This window comes from Micromonospora sp. NPDC126480, assembly GCF_040302465.1.
In the GTDB taxonomy this organism is placed as follows: domain Bacteria; phylum Actinomycetota; class Actinomycetes; order Mycobacteriales; family Micromonosporaceae; genus Micromonospora.
In genome coordinates this window covers 36,532-55,017 of sequence record NZ_JBEORU010000025.1, presented here as the reverse complement: position 1 = coordinate 55,017, position 18,486 = coordinate 36,532, and the positions used below count along the sequence as shown (strand labels likewise).

General features: G+C 74.0%; 18 protein-coding genes. 10 read left to right on the top strand and 8 right to left on the bottom strand.

Annotation, left to right across the window (positions count from 1 at the left end):
• The first annotated feature begins 2 nt into the window (after window positions 1-2).
• On the top strand, window positions 3-1,022 hold the full coding sequence (locus ABTW87_RS21935) for an ABC transporter ATP-binding protein (RefSeq protein ID WP_350652800.1): 1,020 nt from the start codon (window positions 3-5) through the stop codon (window positions 1,020-1,022).
• Window positions 1,023-1,046: 24 nt separating this feature from the next.
• Here ABTW87_RS21935 and ABTW87_RS21930 read toward each other — a convergent pair whose 3' ends face one another.
• From ABTW87_RS21930 to folP, 7 genes are all read right to left on the bottom strand, one after another.
• Window positions 1,047-1,544 carry a hypothetical protein gene (locus tag ABTW87_RS21930; protein WP_350652799.1) on the bottom strand — a complete coding sequence of 166 codons (498 nt, stop codon included), beginning with the start codon at window positions 1,542-1,544 and terminating at the stop codon, window positions 1,047-1,049.
• 50 nt (window positions 1,545-1,594) lie between these two features.
• Window positions 1,595-1,909, bottom strand: coding sequence for a hypothetical protein (locus tag ABTW87_RS21925; RefSeq protein WP_350652798.1), 315 nt, complete (start codon window positions 1,907-1,909; stop codon window positions 1,595-1,597).
• Window positions 1,910-1,958: 49 nt separating this feature from the next.
• Window positions 1,959-3,185 (bottom strand): ABC transporter permease, encoded by a 1,227-nt coding sequence (locus ABTW87_RS21920; protein WP_350652850.1) that lies wholly within the window; start codon window positions 3,183-3,185, stop codon window positions 1,959-1,961.
• Between the two features lie 106 nt (window positions 3,186-3,291).
• The gene (locus ABTW87_RS21915) at window positions 3,292-3,831 is read right to left on the bottom strand and encodes a DUF3180 domain-containing protein (protein WP_350652797.1); all 540 of its coding nucleotides are present in this window, start codon (window positions 3,829-3,831) and stop codon (window positions 3,292-3,294) included.
• A gap of 19 nt (window positions 3,832-3,850) precedes the next feature.
• Window positions 3,851-4,378, bottom strand: coding sequence for a 2-amino-4-hydroxy-6-hydroxymethyldihydropteridine diphosphokinase (folK, locus tag ABTW87_RS21910; protein ID WP_350652796.1), 528 nt, complete (start codon window positions 4,376-4,378; stop codon window positions 3,851-3,853).
• Window positions 4,375-4,740: a dihydroneopterin aldolase gene (gene folB / locus ABTW87_RS21905; protein WP_350652795.1), complete on the bottom strand. Its 366-nt coding sequence runs from the start codon at window positions 4,738-4,740 to the stop codon at window positions 4,375-4,377. The genes folK and folB overlap by 4 nt, the downstream gene beginning before the upstream one ends.
• On the bottom strand, window positions 4,737-5,618 hold the full coding sequence (gene folP / locus ABTW87_RS21900) for a dihydropteroate synthase (RefSeq protein ID WP_350652794.1): 882 nt from the start codon (window positions 5,616-5,618) through the stop codon (window positions 4,737-4,739). Before folP ends, folB begins: the two co-directional genes overlap by 4 nt.
• A gap of 342 nt (window positions 5,619-5,960) precedes the next feature.
• Between folP and ABTW87_RS21895 the strand changes: the two genes are divergently transcribed.
• From ABTW87_RS21895 to ABTW87_RS21865, 7 genes are read left to right on the top strand one after another with little or no spacing between them, the layout of a single operon-like run.
• On the top strand, window positions 5,961-6,275 hold the full coding sequence (locus tag ABTW87_RS21895; protein ID WP_130320750.1) for a hypothetical protein: 315 nt from the start codon (window positions 5,961-5,963) through the stop codon (window positions 6,273-6,275).
• A gap of 13 nt (window positions 6,276-6,288) precedes the next feature.
• On the top strand, window positions 6,289-6,651 hold the full coding sequence (locus ABTW87_RS21890; RefSeq protein WP_164448629.1) for a hypothetical protein: 363 nt from the start codon (window positions 6,289-6,291) through the stop codon (window positions 6,649-6,651).
• A 34-nt stretch (window positions 6,652-6,685) separates the two neighbouring features.
• A complete protein-coding gene (locus ABTW87_RS21885) occupies window positions 6,686-10,138 on the top strand; it encodes an ATP-binding protein (protein WP_350652793.1) in 3,453 nt (1,150 codons plus the stop codon).
• Window position 10,139: 1 nt separating this feature from the next.
• Window positions 10,140-12,068, top strand: a complete 1,929-nt coding sequence (locus tag ABTW87_RS21880) for an MFS transporter (protein ID WP_350652792.1) — start codon at window positions 10,140-10,142, stop codon at window positions 12,066-12,068.
• Window positions 12,065-12,619 carry a hypothetical protein gene (locus ABTW87_RS21875; RefSeq protein ID WP_350652791.1) on the top strand — a complete coding sequence of 185 codons (555 nt, stop codon included), beginning with the start codon at window positions 12,065-12,067 and terminating at the stop codon, window positions 12,617-12,619. Before ABTW87_RS21880 ends, ABTW87_RS21875 begins: the two co-directional genes overlap by 4 nt.
• Entirely contained in the window at window positions 12,616-13,785 is a 1,170-nt protein-coding gene (locus ABTW87_RS21870) for a M23 family metallopeptidase (RefSeq protein ID WP_350652790.1), read from the top strand. Before ABTW87_RS21875 ends, ABTW87_RS21870 begins: the two co-directional genes overlap by 4 nt.
• 13 nt (window positions 13,786-13,798) lie before the next feature.
• Window positions 13,799-14,392 carry a hypothetical protein gene (locus tag ABTW87_RS21865; RefSeq protein ID WP_350652789.1) on the top strand — a complete coding sequence of 198 codons (594 nt, stop codon included), beginning with the start codon at window positions 13,799-13,801 and terminating at the stop codon, window positions 14,390-14,392.
• 3 nt (window positions 14,393-14,395) lie between these two features.
• Here the strand turns inward: ABTW87_RS21865 and ABTW87_RS21860 are convergent, their stop codons facing one another.
• On the bottom strand, window positions 14,396-14,953 hold the full coding sequence (locus tag ABTW87_RS21860; protein WP_350652849.1) for a hypothetical protein: 558 nt from the start codon (window positions 14,951-14,953) through the stop codon (window positions 14,396-14,398).
• A gap of 193 nt (window positions 14,954-15,146) precedes the next feature.
• On the opposite strand from ABTW87_RS21860, the gene ABTW87_RS21855 reads away from it, so the two are divergent.
• Both ABTW87_RS21855 and ABTW87_RS21850 read left to right on the top strand, forming a co-directional pair.
• Complete coding sequence (locus ABTW87_RS21855) at window positions 15,147-17,771, top strand: FtsK/SpoIIIE domain-containing protein (RefSeq protein WP_350652788.1); 2,625 nt, start codon at window positions 15,147-15,149, stop codon at window positions 17,769-17,771.
• Window positions 17,768-18,484, top strand: coding sequence for a hypothetical protein (locus tag ABTW87_RS21850; RefSeq protein ID WP_350652787.1), 717 nt, complete (start codon window positions 17,768-17,770; stop codon window positions 18,482-18,484). The genes ABTW87_RS21855 and ABTW87_RS21850 overlap by 4 nt, the downstream gene beginning before the upstream one ends.
• The last annotated feature ends 2 nt before the right edge of the window (window positions 18,485-18,486 follow it).

Here is an 18,486-nt window from a genome sequence, read left to right as displayed (position 1 = left end):
GTGTGGACGTTACCCCGCAGGCATCCGGCGGCGACGGGACGCGTGCCGCGTCGATCTCGCTCGACGGGATCAGCAAGCGCTACCCGGACGGCACCGAGGCGGTCCGGGAACTGACTCTGGACGTGGCCGCCGGCGAACTGGTGGTGCTGATCGGTCCGTCCGGCTGCGGCAAGTCGACGGTGCTGCGCATGGTGAACCGGCTGATCGAGCCGAGCGGCGGCCGGATCCTGCTGGGCGGCGAGGACGTCACCCGGGTCGACCCGGTCCGGCTGCGCCGCCGCATCGGGTACGTCATCCAGAACGTCGGGTTGTTTCCGCACCAGACCGTGAGCGCGAACGTCGCCACCGTGCCGCAGTTGCTCGGCTGGCCCCGGGAACGCCGCCGGCAACGGGTGGCCGAGCTGCTGGAGCTGGTCGGCCTGGACCCGGCGCGATTCGGTGGCCGCTACCCGCACGAGCTCTCCGGCGGTCAGCGGCAGCGGGTCGGCGTGGCCCGGGCGCTCGCCGCGGACCCGGTGGTGCTGCTCATGGACGAGCCCTTCTCCGCCGTGGACCCGATCGTGCGTACCCGGCTGCAGGAGGAGTTCCTGCGGTTGCAGGCCGAGGTGCGCAAGACCATCGTCCTGGTGACCCACGACCTCGACGAGGCGGTCCGGCTGGGTGACCGCATCGCGGTGCTCTCCCAGGGCGGTCGCCTGGAGCAGTACGACACGCCGGCCGCCGTCCTGGGCGCACCGGCCACCCCGTTCGTCCGCGAGTTCGTCGGCGCGGACCGGGGCATCCGCCGCCTGGCGGTCACCCCGCTTACCCGGGCGGCGGTCGAGCCCCTCCCCGCCTCCGGGGGCGTGGAAGGGCTGCCCACCGTCCCGCTCGGCGGGTCTGCGTACGACGCGCTCGGCGTCCTGCTGACCTCCGCCGTCGACCGGGTCGTGGTGACCGAGGAGGAACGGCCGGTGGGTGTCCTCACCCGGGCCGGGCTGCTCGACCTCGGCCACGCGGCCGGCCCGCGCGCCGGGGACTGACACCCGGCCCGCCCGGGGTGGTCCTCAGGCGCGGCCGCCGAGGCTGGCCGTGCCCACCACCCAGCCGGTGAGGAAGCCGTACGTCGCTCCCGTGCCGCCGGCCTGCACGGCGGCGAGCAGGGACGGGTCCGCAGCGGCGAACGCGGCCACCAGCGAGGCGAGGCCACCGGCCAGGGCGTACGCGGCCCAGCCGGTGAGGAACTGGCTGGCGGCACCGGGCACCCGGGCGGCCTGGGCGGCCGGCAGCAGGTAGAGCAGGGCCGCCGCGAAGCCCACCAGCAGGACGGCCCGCAGGTCGGCGGCGAGGAGTCCACCCGGCACGTCCGGGTCGTACGACCAGGCGGGCCAGGCGAGCAGGCGCAGGAACCACCCGCCCGCCGACGTCTCGTCGGTGTTCGCCCCGGCCCACCCCACGTACGCGGGGCTCCCCCCGACGGCGACCAGCAGGAACGCCGCCGCGGCGCCGGTGCCCGCCGCCGTGCCGTACCGGCTGCTCGTACCGGCCCGGTTGGTCAACGCCATGATCACTCAGTGCCCGGGCGGCGGTGGGCAGCAAACCTGCCCGGGGCGGGTCACTCCGGGTGCTTCATCAGGTAGTCGATGAAGGCCGCGCGCAGCAGCGGGGCCGACTCCTCGTAGCCGTGACCGGTCAACTCCCGCCACAGCGCCACCGCCTCGTCGACGGTCGGCCCGACCGAGTTCGGCGCACCGTCCAGGGCGGCCGCCTCGTCGGCATTCGGCAGGTGACGCAGCACCGACCAGAAGAACCTCACGTCGCGGTGCTCCCGGGCCACCGCGAACGCCTGCTCCCGCAGTTCCTCGGTGGACAGTGCGTCCAGTTCCTCGAACGACCGGCCGCTGGGGGACGTCGATGGTGTGTCGGTCATGCCGCCGAGCCTAACCGGCGAGATCACCGCCGGCTCGGTGGACGCGAGGTCAGCGGTCCCCGGAGTCCCAATGCCGTCCGCTGTCCCATTCCGGAAGGTCCCAGCGGTCCCCCGGGCTCTCGACGGACTGCGTCGGCAGGGACGGCGGCCAGTCGCCGATCGGATCGGCGCGCTGGACGCTCCAGCCGGTGCTGATCCGGCCGTCGGGGTCGGGACCGTCGGCCGGCACCGCCCGGCCGGCCGGCGGCCGACCGTACGCCTCGACGAGCCGGGTCACCACCAGCCCGACGCCGAGCGCCGCCGCACCGACCGCCCAGCGGCTCACCGAATGGCCCTCCGCCCGCAGGTCCGCGATGACGAGCGTGACCAGGGACACCGCCAGCAGGGCGCCGAGGATTCCCCCGCGGCGGCCGAAGGCGCTGGTACCCGCGAGCAGTGCCGTGCCGACCGCCAGCACCGTCCAGTCCAGGCCCGGCGTCGGGGCCACCGGCCCGGCGTCGCCGGTCCCCAGCAGGGACCCGGCCAGCGCGGCCAGCACGGTGGACGCGACCAGCGCGCCACCGGTGACCACGGCGGCCAGGACGCCTCGGCGGCGGGCCGGATCGACGACCGGCCGGAACCGGCCGACCAGCCGGCGGACCGGCCGCAGCGCGCCGAAGATCCCGCCGAGCACCGCGACCGCCGCGAACCCGGCGAACAGGTACGGCGCGTCCTGCACCAGGTCGTAGCCGCCCTGCGGCAGCACGGGCGCGGTGCGCCGCTCGATGTACCCGACGACCGCCGCGCCGGCGGCGAGGCTGGCCGCCCAGGCGGGGACGTGCAGCACGCCGACCACCAGCGCCAGGACCAGCCCACCGAGCGCGGCGACGGCGACCGCCGGGCCGATCGCGGCGACGACGCCCCGGTCGCCCTGCTCCGCCATGTGCAGGGCGGCCGCGACGGCCACCGGCCCGATCGCCAGGTTCACCCCGGACGTACGCAGGCTCAGCCCGGCGGCCATCGCCAGCAGCCCGAGCACCACCCCGTCCGCCAGCAGCTCGCGGAGCCCGTCGCCACGCAGCGCGTCCGGATCCGCCTTCCAGAACAGGTACCCGACGGCGGCGACCCCGGCCAGGAGCAGGACCTCCCACACGACGTGCACGGCGAGCCGGTCCCGGCCGGGCTCGCCGTGGGCCGGATCGTCGAAGACGTTCTCCAGCACAGCGGCGGGGATCCCGGACGAGGTGTCGGCGGACTCCCGCCCCGGTTGGTCGTACCCCATGCGCCCGCCTTCCAGGTGGCCGCCCGTCCGGGGTCCGACGCGCGCGGGCGGACCGGCGCGGCCGTTGCTCTCCGGTCGCAGGCACCGTACCTGCGCGGCGAAGCCTGGCGAAAGCCCCTGCTCAACGCCGGCCGGGGCGGTCCTCCCGGTCGCCGGGCTCGCGGTCCTCGTCGTCCTTCTGCTCCGGGACGCGGCAGGACCGCTCCAGCCACAGCGCGGCGGCCACAAGCGCCAGCGAGGCGAGCACACCGGCGCCGGCCACCGTCCGGTCGTCCGCCGCGGCCTCGGTGCTCTCCACGAACAGCCAACCGGTCAGGCCGGCGTAGAAGCCGGCGAAGATCGCGCCGGCCAGCGAGGAGGCCTTGGCCAGCACCACGAAGCGGGCGACGAGCAGCGCGTTCACCGGCTCGCGGCCGGGCCGGCGCTCGATCCGGGCGCGGGTGTTGGCCGCGGCGTACGCCTCCAGCACGGCGAGCGCGGCGAGCGTGACCACCGGCAGCCAGGGCAGGTCGTCGGGCAGGTAGTCGTAATAGAGGAAGCTGATCAGCAGCCACGCGACCGCGGCGGCCGCGAGACCGGCGACCACAAGCGTGGAGATCCGCGTGGGGCCGATCCGGCCGGGACCTGTGCCGCCCGGTGGCGGAGACTTCGCCTGCGTCATGCCCACCGGCTCCACTGCCTCATGCCGTCGACTCTAACGCCAGATCCGGACGGGGACGCAGTTCCAACGCGTCCGCGGCCGCCGGCCCGCTGTTCAACAGGTCGGTCAGCCAGCCGTGCCCGGGCAGGAGCCCGTACGGCTGGATGTCGATCCACGGCCGCAGGACGAAGGCGCGCAGGTGGGCACGGGGATGCGGCAGCGTGAGCTCGGGGTCGTCGCGCAGCACCGGCGCACCGTCCTCCGTCCAGACCGCGATGACGTCGACGTCGAGGGTGCGAGGCCCGAAGCGTCGCGCGGGGTCGCGTTCCCGCCCGGCCGCGCGCTCCGCCGCCCGGGCCCGCTCCAGCCAGTCGGCCGGCGTCGCGGCGGGATCCTGGGCCAGCAGGACCGCGTTGAGGTACGCGGGCTGGTCGGCGTCGCCCCAGGGCGGGGTCTCGTAGACGCCGGAGACCAGCAGAACCGTCTCGCCCAGCGCGGCGACGGCCGACCGCAGGTGGCCGAAGCGGTCGCCCAGGTTGCTGCCGAGGGAGAGCAGGGCGCGGGTCACCGGACACGCGCCCGGGTCATGGTGACGGCCACGTCGGTGAAGGCGTGCGGGACGGGCGCCTCGGGCTTGTGGACCGTGACGGTGGCGGTCCGCACCCGGGGATCCTCCAGGCACACGGCGAGGAGCCGGTCGGCGAGGGTCTCGATCAGGTTGACCGGCTCCCCGCTGACCACCGCCACCAGCCGCCCGGCCAGCTCGCCGTAGTGGACGGTGTCGGCCACGTCGTCGGAACGCGCGGCCGGGGCGAGGTCCAGTTCCAGGACGGCGTCGACCACGAAGTCCTGGCCCTCGGCGCGCTCGAAGTCGTACACCCCGTGCCGGCCGTGTGCTCGTAGGCCGGTCAGCTCGATGCGGTCGGTCACTCCTCTCCTCCCCGAGATCCGGCGCCCGTCGGCGCGGCGGCCGTCAGGCGGGGCGAACCGGTGGCGCGCCAGACGGCGAGCGCGTCCACGGTGCCCCGGACGTCGTGCACCCGGACGCCCCAGGCGCCGGCCGCCACCGCCAGCAGGCTGGTGGCGACCGTGGCGATCTCCCGGTCGCCGGTCGGCCGCGGCGTGCCGTCCGGCGCGGCCAGCAGCGCACCCAGGTAGGACTTGCGGGAGGCTGCGAAGAGCAGCGGGTAGCCGAGGTCGAGCAGTTCGGACAGGCGGGCGCTGAGCTCCCAGTTGTGCGCGGCGGTCTTCGCGAACCCGAGCCCCGGGTCGACGACGATGCGGTCGGCCGCGACCCCGGCGGCGAGTGCCGCGTCGACCCGCTGGGCGAGTTCGGCCCGGACGTCGGCGACGACGTCGCCGTAGCGGGCCAGCTCGCTCATCGTGCGCGAGTGGCCGCGCCAGTGCATCAGCACCCACGGGCATCCGGCGTCCCGGACGACGCGGGCCATGTCCGGGTCGGCGAGCCCACCGGAGACGTCGTTGACCACGGCCGCGCCGGCGGCGAGCGCGAGCTCGGCGACCCGGGCACGGGTGGTGTCGATGCTTACCGCCACCCCGGCGGCGACCAGCTCGCGGATCACCGGCAGCACGCGGGCGGCCTCGGTCTCCGCGGCCACCCGGTCGGCGCCCGGCCGGGTGGACTCCCCGCCCACGTCGACCAGGTGGGCGCCCTCGCCGCGCAGCCGCACGCCGTGTGCGACGGCGGCATCGAGGTCGGCGTACCGTCCGCCGTCGGAGAAGGAGTCCGGCGTGACGTTCAGGACGCCCATCACCACCGGGGCCGCAGCCCGCACCAGATCGGTCACGGATAGACCGTACCGGTCCCCGCGGACGGTCCGGCGCCGCCCGGGCCAGGGGTGCTGACATGCGCGTTAGAACAGGTGTACGATCGGACACCGGTGCCGGATCAGGTCCACTCTTCGCGCCTTGTCGCAGACGGTGGGTGGCCGTACGCTTTGGAATTGCCCAGCATCGAGATGGCGAAGCCTGGAGGGAGGGCCGAAGCGGGAAAATCCGCCCAGAGCTCACCACTCACCGTGGTGGGTGACGAACGCGGCGTCGTGGCCGCGCGACGTTGAGCACCGTTCCCGCCAGGCATGCCTACTGCACCGCCGCGGCGCCGCCGGCCGCGTTATGGGGAGGTTCCAGTGATCGCCATCGAGCTGATGGAGACGGCGTCATCCGCCGCCGCCCACGCTCTGTCCACCTTGGGGTCGACGCCACTCGCCGAACCGGCGCCCAAGGGCATCGACACCGAGGGCGTCGTCACCTTCTTCGCCAGCAAGATCGCTCCGATCCTGCTGGCCGTGCTGGGCGTCATCTTCATCGGGCGCGCCAGCCGGGGCGAGATCTCCAAGGTGCTGACGAGCTCGGCCATCGCGATCGTCGGGTTGGCCTTCATCGCCGGAGCCGCCACCCTCTTCTTCGTCGGCGACTACCTGATCGACCTGATCTTCGAATAGGCGCGGGCAGGACATGCGGCTGCGCACCGACGACGACATCTACCGGGCCCGCCTGGTCTATCTCGGGCCGCCCGGCTACACCCTTCCGGTCCACCTCCCGTACGCGCAGTACGGGCTGTTCATGCTGCTCGTTCCCCTCTACATGTTCATCCACTGGTTGTTCACGCTGCGGGTCGAGCTCTTCCCGGCCTGGGAGATCGCCCTCGCGATCGTGACGACCTCGTTCGTCTTCCGGTACGTCGACCCGGACCGGCCGGCGCGGATGGTGATCCGCACCGCGCTCACCGACTGGCGGCGCACCCGGGAGCCGGCCGCCGAGCAACGCGACCCCCGCCTGGTCGGCAGCCGGATCAGGATCCGGGAGGAACTGGCATGACCGGGCAGTGCAACGACGCGGGTGAGGCGGTCGCATGAGTCGCTCCTCCACGCCGGGATCCCCGGCCGGGCGGCCGGCCGCTCCGCGCAGTGACGGTACGCGGTCGCACGACTACGCGGATGCGACCGACCTCGACGAGGCTGCGTTCGATCCGGCCCTGGCCACCACGCCGGGCTACGGCGGGGTCGGCGTCTTCCAGGCACCCCGTCCGTTGCCGCGCCGGGCCCCCGCGGAGCCCGCAGCCGGCGACGGCACCGACATCGACTCCCCCTTCCTGGACCTGTTCGGGGCGACCCGACCGGCCCGGTCCACGCCGGCCCGGCAACCGGGTCGGGAACAGCCGGCGATCCCGCTGCAACCCACCGCCGGTCCGCCGCCGCCACCGCACCAACCACCCGTTCCGGCCGCACGGGTCCAGGCGACCCGGTCCCCGTCCGCCCCGGGCCAGCCGAGGGCGGGCGGCGACTGGTCGACCGGTGAGCAGCCGGTGGTCGATCCGCCCCGGTCCCGCTCCGGTTGGGCCACCGGTGAGCAACCGACGATCGCCCCGACCCGGGCCCGCACGGCACGGGCCCCCGAGGAGCTGCCGATCACTCCGCCGGCGTCCCCCGCCGAGCTGGCGCCGGCGGTCCCGCCGTCCACCGCGCCGGTGGAACGGATGCCGGCGTCCGAGCCGTACGGGTCGGACGCGGCGCCGGCCGTCCGGCCCGCCCGGGTGCCGCACCAGGCCGGTGACCGCCTCCCCGCGGTCCGCCCCGCGGCGGACGAGCCGGCACCCGCGGTCGCGCCGACCGAGCCACGGCACCGCCGTGCCGGCGATCACCTGCCCGAACGAACAGGCACCCGCGACCTCGCCCCGCCCCGGCAGCGCTCCGCCAGTCGCCCGGAGCGCCCCACCAAGCCGGTACGGGTCAAGGCACCGAAGATCAAGTTCGGGGACCGGGACCCGTCGGTGGAGCTGGCCATCACCGAGATCGCCGGCCACCTGACCTTCACCCCCAACACCGTCACCGCCTGGTACTGGCTGCCCGAGGTGCGCTGGGCGTTCCGGCCGGACGCCGAACGGGAGGCCCTGCTCTCGGCCATCTCCGAGCAGTACGCCGGGCTGGCCGGGTTCCGCCTGCACCTGAGACGCACCACCCGCCCGTTCCCCGCCGACGAGTGGGCCCGCACCATCGACTCGCACACCCGCGCGCCGCTGCCCGACGTCCCCGGGACTCCGGGCTGGGCCGACCACCTCGTCGCGGCGCAGCGCCACCTGCTGTCGGTCAACCACGCCGAGGGGCAGACGTACCTGGGCGTGACCTTCGCCCGGCGCTCCCTGGGTGACTCGCTTGTGGAACGGATGCTGCGCACCTTCGGTCGGGGCGTCGCCGAGGGCGAGCGACGCCGGCTCGGCCGCACCGTCGAGCAGTTCGACGAGGTGCTCGGCGCCTTCGGCATGCGCGGACGACGGGTCACCGCGCAGGAGCTGGAGTGGCTGCTCTACCGCTCGGTGGCCCTCTGCATGGCACCGCCCGGACGGCTCTCCCCGGTCACCGACGGGCGCTGGGAACGCGGCGACCTGCTCGCCCTGACCGAGCAGGTGGAGCGCTACCGCACGCCGTACGGCTCGACCGTCAAGCTGGTCAACCGGATGACCGGCGAGGAGCGGCACGTCGCCGTGCTCGCCGTGGGCCGGATGGAGCCACTGGAGATCCCCGAGCGGCACGAGCCGTGGCTGCACTTCCACGAGCGGCTGCCCTGGCCGATGGAACTGTCCAGCCGGGTCGACATCCTCGGTTCCGGGGACTCCTTCCGGAATCTGGAGCACCGGCTGCGGATGATCCGCTCCCAACAGCTCGACTACGCGGAGCACGGCATCGACGCGCCACCCGAGCTGGAGCGCCTCGCCAAGCGAGCCCTGGTGATCGGTGACGAGATGACCACCGGCCTGCCGGTCGACTCCGCGCGTGCCCACGGCTGGCACCGGATCGCGGTCGGCGGCCGGACGCGGGAGGAGTGCCTGGAGCGGGCCCGGCGGCTGATCCAGCTCTACTCTCGGGAGCTGCGCATCTCGCTGCAGCACCCGAAGAACCAGGACTGGCTCGCCCGCGAGTTCATTCCGGGGGAGCCGATCGCCAACACCGGCTACGTCCGCCGGATGCCGGTCAACCTTTTCGCCGCCGCCCTCCCCCAGGCCGCCTCGACCGTCGGCGACCGCCGCGGTGACCTCATCGGACGTACGGCCGGCACCTGCCGTCGGCCGGTCTTCCTGGACCTGCACTTCCCCATGGAGGTCCGGGAACGCTCGGGGCTCGCCGTCTTCGTGGCGGAGCCCGGCGGCGGCAAGTCGACCCTGCTCGGCGCCCTCGGATACCTCGCCGCCCGGCGCGGTGTGCAGGTGACGCTGCTCGACCCGTCCGGCCCGCTCGCCCGGCTCTGCGCGATGCCCGAGCTGGCGCCGTACGCGCGGGTGCTCAACCTGACCGGCTCCGAGCACGGCACCCTGGCACCGTACTCCCTCATCCCCACGCCGCTGCGCAGCGAGTTCGGCACCGGCGCGGCCGGCGACCGGGAGTTCGAGATCGCGGTCTCCAACGCCCGGGCCGAGCGGCGGATGCTCGTACAGGACATCTGCATGATGCTCGTGCCGCCACAGGTGGCCCGCGAGGCGTCGACGGCCACGCTCTTCCGGCACGCCGTCCGGCAGGTGCCGGCGGAGGAGACGTCCACCCTGGACGATGTGGTCACCACCCTCGGGCAGCTCGACGACGACGCCGGCAAGGAGCTGTCCAACCTCCTGCTGGACACCGCCGAGATGCCGCTTGCCATGCTCTTCTTCGGCCGCCCCCCGGAGGGACTGCTCGGGCCCGACGCCGCGCTGACCGTGATCACGATGGCCGGGCTCCGCCTGCCCGATCTGAAGATCGAGCGCGAGTACTGGTCGGCCGAGGAGGCCCTGGCCCTGCCCATGCTGCACACCGCACACCGACTGGCGGTCCGCCGCTGCTACGGCGGGTCGATGTCGTCGCGGAAGCTGGTCGGCCTCGACGAGGCGCACTTCATGGAGGGCTGGCGGTCCGGCCGCTCGTTCCTCGTACGTCTCGCGCGCGACTCCCGCAAGTGGAACCTCGCCGCCCTGGTCGCCTCGCAGAACCCGAAGGACATCCTCGGCCTCGACGTGCAGAACCTGGTCTCCACGGTCTTCGTCGGGCGGATCGCCGAGGACGCGGAGATCGCCTCCGAGGCCCTGCGGCTGCTGCGGGTGCCGGTCAACGACGGGTACGAGGCCACCCTCGCCTCCCTCTCCACCGCCGACGCCACCTCGGCCTCCCGGCTGGGCTTCCGCGAGTTCGTGATGCGCGACGTCGACGGTCGGGTGCAGAAGGTCCGGGTCGACGTCTCGTACGTCGACGGGCTGCTCGACCACCTCGACACCACACCGGCAGCGGTGGCCGCAGCGGCCGGCGTGCTGCCCTCCGTCGCACCGGATCTGGAGGCGTGACATGGCCGGGGTCCGGGCACGGACGGCGGCGCTCCTGCTCGCCCTCGGCGTCCTGGCCGGGGCCACGATCGGCTGGCCGGCGGTCGGCGCGGCGGCGGCCGGGCCGGTGACGGCACAGGCACCGGCCGACCTCTGCACCACCCAGGAATGGCAGGCCGACTTCCGCGCCTGCGTGGCGAAGCTCAAAGAGGTCGCCGAGGACGACGTCACCTGCCGCAACGCCCCGACGCCGACCGCACCGGACTCGGGCATCGCCGGATGGTTCGCATCCCGCCCGGATTCCGCGAAGCAACCCGGGCCGAAGGGCTTCTACAGCGACTACGGCTACGCCGGATACAGCTACTCCACGTACGACGTCGACACCGGCTGCGCGACGGCGGTCCTGCATCCCGACTACAAGTTCACGAACACGGTCGCCAACGGCGAGTTCATGATCGCGACAGCGATCGTCGGCGCCTCGAACGCACTTCGGGAGCGGGCCTGGGACCCGCGCTCGATGTGGGGCTGGGCGGACCCGCTTGTGGAGCAGGCGACGAAGGCCGTCTACCAGAAGGTGTTCAGCGTCTTCGGCATCATCACCCTCTGCGTGGTCGGCCTCTACCTGCTCTGGCGCTCCCGCCAGTCGGACATGAGCAACGCGATGACGACCGCCGGCTGGGCCCTGCTCGTCATGGTGGCGGTGACCGCCCTGGCCGCGTGGCCGGTCAAGTCCGCGAACATCGCCGACGGCACCCTCATCACCACCCTCGGCGTCGTTCACGACGCCGTCGGGCCGACCTCCAAGGACACCCCGCCGGACAAGTGCGTGCTGCCGAATCCGGAGGCGTGTGTTGACAAGCGACCGCCTGCTGTCCGGGCAAGTGACACGGCAACCGAGGCCATGCTTTATCGCAACTGGCTGCGAGGGGTGCTGGGTTCAGCCGACAGTGAGACTGCCAAGAAGTACGGTCGCGCTCTTTACGATGCCAAATCGCTTTCCTGGGATGAGGCCGAGAGGCTTCGTTCCAACCCGGCGACACGGGAACTGACCATCAAGCTGAAGCAGCAGCAGTGGGCGCGGGTGGCGCAGCAAATTAAGTCGGAGGACCCGGAGGCGTACGAGTACCTCCAGGGGGTCCGGGACATGGACCGGGTGGGCGCCGGGTTCATCGCGGTGCTCGCCGCGCTGCTCTTCGCGATGTTCGACCTGACCGCGTCGGTGCTGGTGCTGCTGGGCTTCCTGATCTTCCGGTGGGCGGTGATCGCCGCACCGATCCTCGGCACGGTCGGGCTGCTGCGCCCGGCCAGTGCCGGCCTGCGCCGGTTGGGCAACGCCGTCGTCGCGGCAATCTTCAACATCGCCATCTTCGGCACCGGAGCGGCCATCTACCTGTTCGCCGTGGATTTGATCATGAGCACGCCGACCCTGCCCGGCTGGCTCCAGGTGGTCCTGGTCTGGCTTTGCGGGGTGGTCGGCTGGCTGCTGCTGCGCCCGTACCGGCGGATCACCCAGCTCGGCGGCAAGGACAGCAGCGAGGCGGTCAGCTCGGCCGGCTCCTGGCACCGGCGGTTCTTCCGCGACATGCGCACGGCGGCTCGTCTCGACGTCGCCGAGCCCGGCGGCACCGCGGAGCCGACGATGGGACGCCGCCGGCCGGTGGTCGCCGAACCGAGCACCCTGCGGCCGGAGGCCCGGCGCGAGGATCCGGTGCACTCCGGTGATCAGGGCGGCCGGCCGGACGGCCGTGAGCGGCCCGGCGACGTCGAACCGCCGCGCCCGGAGCGGGTGGCCGGCGGACGGTCGGCGGCACCTCGGCAGCGGCGGCAACCGGCCACCTGGACCGAGCCGGACGTCCCGCAGGAGAGTCCGTCCTTCGTCATCTACCGGCCGGGCTCGGCGGAGGCGGTTCCCGAACGCGACACCCCGCGGATCCGCTCCGAGGCCCGGTGATCGCGGTGCGTCGGGCGATCGAATCGGTGTTCACCCGGGTGCTGCGGTCCCGACTGGGTATCGCCCTGGCGCTCGCCGTCGTGGTGTTCGGCATCATCGGCACCGCCCGGCTCGTCGCCGGCCCGCCGGATCCGGGCGCCGGGCTCAGCAACCGTCCCGACCGGCCCATCACCACCGTGCCGCCGACCGCCGGGGACGACGGGGCGATCGCCACCGATCCCCCCACGCCCGTCACCCGCCCCGGGGAGCTCACGCCGCGGCAGACCGCGGAACGGTTCGTCACCGCCTGGCATGGTCGGCCGGGCCTGACACCGGAGCAGTGGCGTGCCGGCCTGCGCCCGCTGACCACGCCGACGCTGGCCGAGCAGCTCGTCGGCGCCGGTCCGGCCGACGTTCCGGCCGGGCAGGTGACGGGCGATCCGACGGTCGAGCCGCGTGCGGAGACCGTCGTCGAGGTGCGGGTGCCGTTCGACACCGGGCGACTTCGGCTGGAACTGGTGGCGTCCGACGGCCGATGGCTTGTGGACACGATCGATTGGGAGCAGCAATGAGCGGAGCGCCTCGCCCCCGCCGTCGTCCGCTCCGGGTCGGCGCGCTGGTCGCCGCGCTCACCGCGACCCTCGTGCTGCTCTGCTGCGTCGGCGGCACGGGCGCCTTCTTCCTTACCGAGCTGGGCGGCGACGGAGGCGACGAGTTGCGGCTGGCGAGCCAGGACTGCACGGGCGACTTCCGCGTCGAGATCACCGGCGAGATGCCCCGGATGTCGCAGTACGGGGAGATCCAGCTCCGCAACGCCGCGCGCATCATCAAGGTCGGACAGGAGATGAAGGTGCCGCCGCGCGGCTGGGTGATCGCCGTGGCGACCGCCATGCAGGAGTCGCGCCTGCGCAATCTCGCGAACCCCACCGTGGCCGGGTCGCAGACGATTCCGAACGAGGGCGTCGGCTCGGACCACGACTCGGTCGGGCTGTTCCAGCAGCGGGCGAGCTGGGGCACGGTCGCGCAGCGGATGACACCGGAGTACGCGGCCCGCAAGTTCTACGAGAAGCTGCTCCAGGTCCCGGGATGGGAGCGGATGCCGCTGACCCGGGCGGCCCAGGCCGTGCAGATCAGCGCCTTCCCGGACGCGTACGCCAAGCACGAGACCCTCGCCGCCACCATCGTCAACGCGCTGGCCGGCGGCGCCGCCCGGACCGTGCCCGTCGCCGGTCGTCAGGCCTGCGACGCGGCGGAGGACGGACGGATCGCCGCCTCCGGCTGGACCGCGCCGGTCCCCGGCAACGTCGGCTCCGGCTTCCGCACCGCCCGGCGTCCGGCGCACAACGGTGTCGACATCGGGGCGCGGAAGGGCACCCCGATCCGGGCCGCCGCCAGCGGGCGCGTCCTCGTCTCCCGCTGCGACCCGGACCGGGCCGGGCGGCTGAGCTGCGACGTGGACGGCTGGCCCGACAAGGGCGGCTGCGGCTGGTTCGTCGACATCCTGCACGCCGGGGAGATCATCACCCGCTACTGCCACATGGTGAGCAAGCCGCGGGTCCGGGTCGGCCAGACCGTCAAGGCAGGCGAGGTGATCGGCGAGGTCGGCAGCAGCGGCAACTCCTCCGGGCCGCACCTGCACTTCGAGGTCCACACCGACGGTGACCGCAGCAGCCGCGGTGCGATCGACCCGGTGCGGTTCATGCGGGAGCGCGGCGCGCCGCTACGGAGCGTGGAATGAGGCGTCGACAGCCATGACCGACCCGCTGCCCGATCCCTTCGCGGGCCAGCCGGACTGGGCACCGCTGCCACCCCGACCGATCGAGATCGTGCCCGCCACCGGCAGCGTCGAGCTGCGTGGACGCCGGGTGCTGGTGGGGCTGCCCGGCCTCGGCTGGCGGGGAGACCTCCGGGCGGACGACCGCGTGGTCCAGGGCAGCCGAACCTACGTCCCGGTCATCCCCGAACACGAGTGGTACCGCGCGGAGGCCGACCAGGTCGAGGTCTTCGCCCCGCTGGTGCCGGTCGACCGGGTCTGGGTGGAGACCATCGGCGCGCGACGGGAGCCCGCCGTCCGGGAGGTCGACCGCCTCGTGTCACTGGACGCGCCCGCCCATCGCGCTCCCACACCGGTCTTCGAGGCGGACGCCGTCGCCGGCCGGCGGGTCGTGCACGTGGTCGACTCGGTCGAGCACCGCGACCTGCGCGCCGTCACGGAGACCTACTCCGGCGCGGAAGGGGACATCTGCGTCCGGATCACTCGGGAGATCGAGTGGTACCGGTGGGCCTGGCGCGGACAGACCCCCACCACCCTGGAGGTGCCGGTCCATCTCCTGTGGATCGAGTAGGTTCTAGCTCAGTTTCGTGCCAGAGCAGACTCGCCAGTCGTCCGTCAGGCGTGTGTTGAACCGCCACGGCTGACGGTCGCTTTGAGCAACACCATCGACGTATGCAGAAATGATGAGTTCCACGTCAACCTCGGCCTCGTTGCCTTCGCGCCGGACTAGCAGGCTTCCCCAACTGATCGAGATGTCGGTCGCGAAGCGCTCCTCTCTGGACTCGAGGTCGTCCCGCAAAGCACGCAGTTCGGCGTCAGAGACGCCGTCTTGGCAGGTGAACATGCGCACCCGTGTCTCATTACGGTCCACGAGGTAGGCATGGAGATAGCTACTAACCACCACGTCGGGTGCGCTGCGGTCGGGGGTGGTGGCGCGGTCGTACAGCAGGTAGCCGCCGACGATCCCACCCAGTACGAGCGCCGTCACAACGGCGCCGATCACGGTGAGGATCGTGCCAAGGCGGCGGCGCGGCCGGACCGGTGCCGGCGCCGGAGTCGGCGGCGCCAGTTGGTCGGAGGGGGGCCGCTGCGCCGGTACACGGGAGACTTGGGAACCGGCGGGGGGCTGCACTGATTCCACCTCCTGAGGCTATCGGCTGACGACGGCATACCCAATGCCTCAGATTTGGCGGATCGTGACGGACCCCTCCCCACCGGTGACATCCACAACAACACCGGCGCACCGCCGCCGCACCTCCGTCGGCAGCGGGTCATCCTGGGTTACCGTCTCTGCGCGGGGAGGGGTTACCGACCTCGCGGAGGGGGTGGACGCGGTGGCCGGTCCGAGGACACGGGCGAGCCGGGCCGCCGCCCTGCACCGCCGGGCCGCCGCCACCGTGGCGTCGGCGGCCGACGTCCTCGACGGCATCCGGCCCGCCCCTGCCGACCACGGTCGCCAGTACGAGCTGGCCAACCGCCTCCGCGCCGCGGCGGCGCAGCTCGCACCGGGCTGGGCAGGCGCCGCTCTGGAGACCCTCACACCGTCCACTCCGGCCGGCGAGGGTCCTCCCACCTTCGTCCGGGTCGGCACCGCGGCCCCCCTCGACGACGCCCGCTTCCCCGCGTTGGTTCCGTTCGTCGGTACCGGGAACCTCGCGATCGACACCGACGTCCGGGAACCCCGGGCGGCCGGCCTGCTGCGTGCCGTACTGCTGCGGTTGTTGGCGGCCACGCCCGCCGGGGCGTTGCTGGTCCGCGCGGTGGACGCGACGGGCTCGGCGCTGGCGCCGTTCGCGGCGCTGGCCGACGCCGGGCTCCTGCCGCCGCCGGCGACGGACGTGGCCGGCCTGCGCGCCGTGCTGTCCGAGGCGGAGCAGTGGGTGACGCCGGGTGCGAGCGGGCGCCCGCGGCACGACCGCGTCCTGCTGCTGGTGGTCGCCGCACTGCCCGAGCCCACCGGGCACACCGACCTGAGCCGCATCGAGGCGCTCGCCGAGCAGGGCGTTGCCAGCGGTCTGCACCTTCTCGTGGCGGGTTGGCCACCCGGGCGGGCGCCGGTGCCCCGGGCGACGCCGCTCGCCATCCGCACCGTCTACGCGCTGCTGGGTGACCCGCCGGGCACCTCCTTCGGTGGACCCCGCATCGCCGAGACCGGCCACCACACCGGCGACGCCGGGCCACGCACCGCGGACGCCGGGCCACACGCAGCATCGAGCCCGGCCGGCGACCCGCCAGGTGGGCTCAACTCACCGGTCTTCATCGATTCGGATCCGCCGACCGACCTCGTCCAGAGGGTCTGCCGTCGGCTCGCGGACCAGGTGGAGGCGGGGTCCCGGCTGGCCCTGACCGACCTGCTCCCGGATCCGGCCGAGCCGCTGTGGACGGCCGGTTCGGTCGACGGCCTGTCGACGACCGTGGGGGACGCCGGGGGCCGGCCGGTGTCGTTGGGGTTCACCGAGCTGACGCCGCACTGGCTGGTGAGCGGCCGGTCGGGCGCCGGCCGCTCGACCTTCCTCACCACCGCCCTGCTGGGCCTGACCGCCCGGTACGGTCCGGAGGACCTGGTCCTCTACCTGGCCGACCTCGGTGGCGGGGAGTCCTTCGTGGAGTTCCTCCAGACCGAGCGCGACCGGTCCTGGATACCCCAGGTACGCGCCGCCGCGATGGCCGCCGATCGGGAGTACGTGCTGGACCTGTTCGATCTCCTTGCCACCGAGGTACGCCGCCGGGAGGAGGCGGGCGCCCGGGCCGGCGGGCAGCGGTACGCGGAGCTGCGGCAGCACCGCGAGCTGCCCCGGATCGTCTGCGTGGTGGACAACCTGCCGCTGCTCCTGACCGGCCGGGACCGGGTCGCCGCCGAGGCCGCGGCCCGGCTCGACGTCCTGGCCCGGGCCGGCCGGTCGTACGGTGTGCATCTGGTGCTGGCCGGCGAGGGCGACCTGGGCCTGGGCACCCGCACCGACCGGGACTCGGTGCTCGGGCAGTTCCCGGTGCGGGTGGCGCTGCCCGGCGGGGGCGCGGTCCTCGAGCCGACAAACGACTCGGCCGCCGGGCTGCCGGTGGGCAGTGCGGTGGTCAACACGGCGGGTGGGCTCGGCGGGCCCCGGGGCGCCATCCGCGGACACGAGCGGATGGTCCGTTTCCCCGACCCCCAGGATCACCCGGACGTGGTCGAGGGCCTGCGGCACCGGCTGTGGGACGGCCGGCCGGAGCGGGCGGCGCCACCGGTCGTGTTCGCCGGGTACGCACGCCCGCTGCTACGTAACGATCCGCGGTATCGGACCGCGGCCGCGGGTGGCGCAGCGGGCCCGGCGGCGCTGCTGGGCCGGGCGGTGGACGTGACCCGGTCGACGGTGGCGGTCCCGTTGGGGCCCTCGCCGGGCCGCAACCTGGCGGTGCTGGGTACGGGCGACGAGGCGGCGGGTCTGCTGGTCAACGCGGCCCGTAGTGTCGCCGTCCACCACCCGCCGGGCTCCGCACGGTTCGTCGTGCTGACCCCGGAGGACGACGCTCGCGCGGTCGCCGAGGCGCTCGCCGCCGAGCTGGCCACACAGCACCGGGTCGAGACGATCGGCCGGGCCGACCTGCCGGCGGTGCTGGACGCGTCCGGGCCGGCGTACCTGATCGCCTTCGACCTGGACGGGCCGGTCGCCGGGCAGCTCCCGCCGGAGCGGCTCGGCGCGTTGCTCCGCGAGGGTCCGCCGGCCGGCCGGCACCTGCTGGGCCGGTGGCGCGCGGTGCCGCCCTTCGCGGCCCTGCTCGAACCGGAGGGCGACGTGGCCAAGCTCGCCGCGGTGGCCGCCGTGGACGTGCCCGGCGCGCAACTCGCCACGGTCTTCGGTCGCCCGGTCGACTGGCGACCCCGGGAGGCTCGGGCGGTCCTCTGGGACGGCCACGGCGAGCAGGGCGTCGTCCTGGTGCCGTTCGCGCTGGACGGAACGCCGGCATGAGCCGGGCGCGCACCCGCGATCCGGGTCCCGGCCGGCAGCGTACCCCCGTCGACCTGCCCGAGCCGGCCCGCGAGCCGGTGGGGGCGGCGTGGACGGACTACCTCGCGGCGGCCCGGCAGCTCGACGGCGTCCGCCGGGACGCGGCCACCGCCGCGGGCGAGCAGGCGCGCGCGGTCCAGGCCGCCCGGGAGGAGTTGGCCACGGTACGCACGCGGCTGGCGGCGCAGGAGACGCGGTTGCGTGCGGCGGGCGTACCACCGATCTCGCTCGTTCCGACGCCGCCGGAGCTGACCGAGGCGACCCGGTCGATGGCGAGCGGGCCGGCGGCGGTCCTGGCCGAGCTTCGGGTGGCGCGAGCCCGGGTGGACGCGGCGGAGGCTGCGCTTGACGCCCGTGGCCTGGTCGGCGCGGCCGGCTGGCCGGTCGCCGCTCGCAACCTCCTCGTGTACGGTCCGCTGGCTCTCCTGGTGCCGGTGATCCAGCTGGTGCTCCTGGCCGTCGTCGGATCCGGTCCGGTGACCGCCGCCGCGCTGTTCGGCGGGCTGGTGATGCCGGCGGCGGCGTTCGGGGCGGGGTGGTGGGGCATCGGGCGACTCTTCCCGCCGGGTGCCGGCGGGCGGCCGGACCGCACGCCGCGGCTGGGCGTCCTGGTATGCCTGGTCCCGGCCGTGCTGACCAGCGCGGTGCTCCTGCTCGCCCTGCTGGCCGGCTGACC

Bases quoted from the DNA above. Each gene is read 5' to 3' on its own strand.
- ABTW87_RS21930 (WP_350652799.1), bottom strand. From the start codon at position 1,544: ATGGCGTTGACCAACCGGGCCGGTACGAGCAGCCGGTACGGCACGGCG.
- ABTW87_RS21925 (WP_350652798.1), bottom strand. From the start codon at position 1,909: ATGACCGACACACCATCGACGTCCCCCAGCGGCCGGTCGTTCGAGGAA.
- ABTW87_RS21915 (WP_350652797.1), bottom strand. From the start codon at position 3,831: ATGACGCAGGCGAAGTCTCCGCCACCGGGCGGCACAGGTCCCGGCCGG.
- ABTW87_RS21890 (WP_164448629.1), top strand. From the start codon at position 6,289: ATGCGGCTGCGCACCGACGACGACATCTACCGGGCCCGCCTGGTCTAT.
- ABTW87_RS21885 (WP_350652793.1), top strand. From the start codon at position 6,686: ATGAGTCGCTCCTCCACGCCGGGATCCCCGGCCGGGCGGCCGGCCGCT.
- ABTW87_RS21880 (WP_350652792.1), top strand. From the start codon at position 10,140: ATGGCCGGGGTCCGGGCACGGACGGCGGCGCTCCTGCTCGCCCTCGGC.
- ABTW87_RS21870 (WP_350652790.1), top strand. From the start codon at position 12,616: ATGAGCGGAGCGCCTCGCCCCCGCCGTCGTCCGCTCCGGGTCGGCGCG.
- ABTW87_RS21865 (WP_350652789.1), top strand. From the start codon at position 13,799: ATGACCGACCCGCTGCCCGATCCCTTCGCGGGCCAGCCGGACTGGGCA.
- ABTW87_RS21850 (WP_350652787.1), top strand. From the start codon at position 17,768: ATGAGCCGGGCGCGCACCCGCGATCCGGGTCCCGGCCGGCAGCGTACC.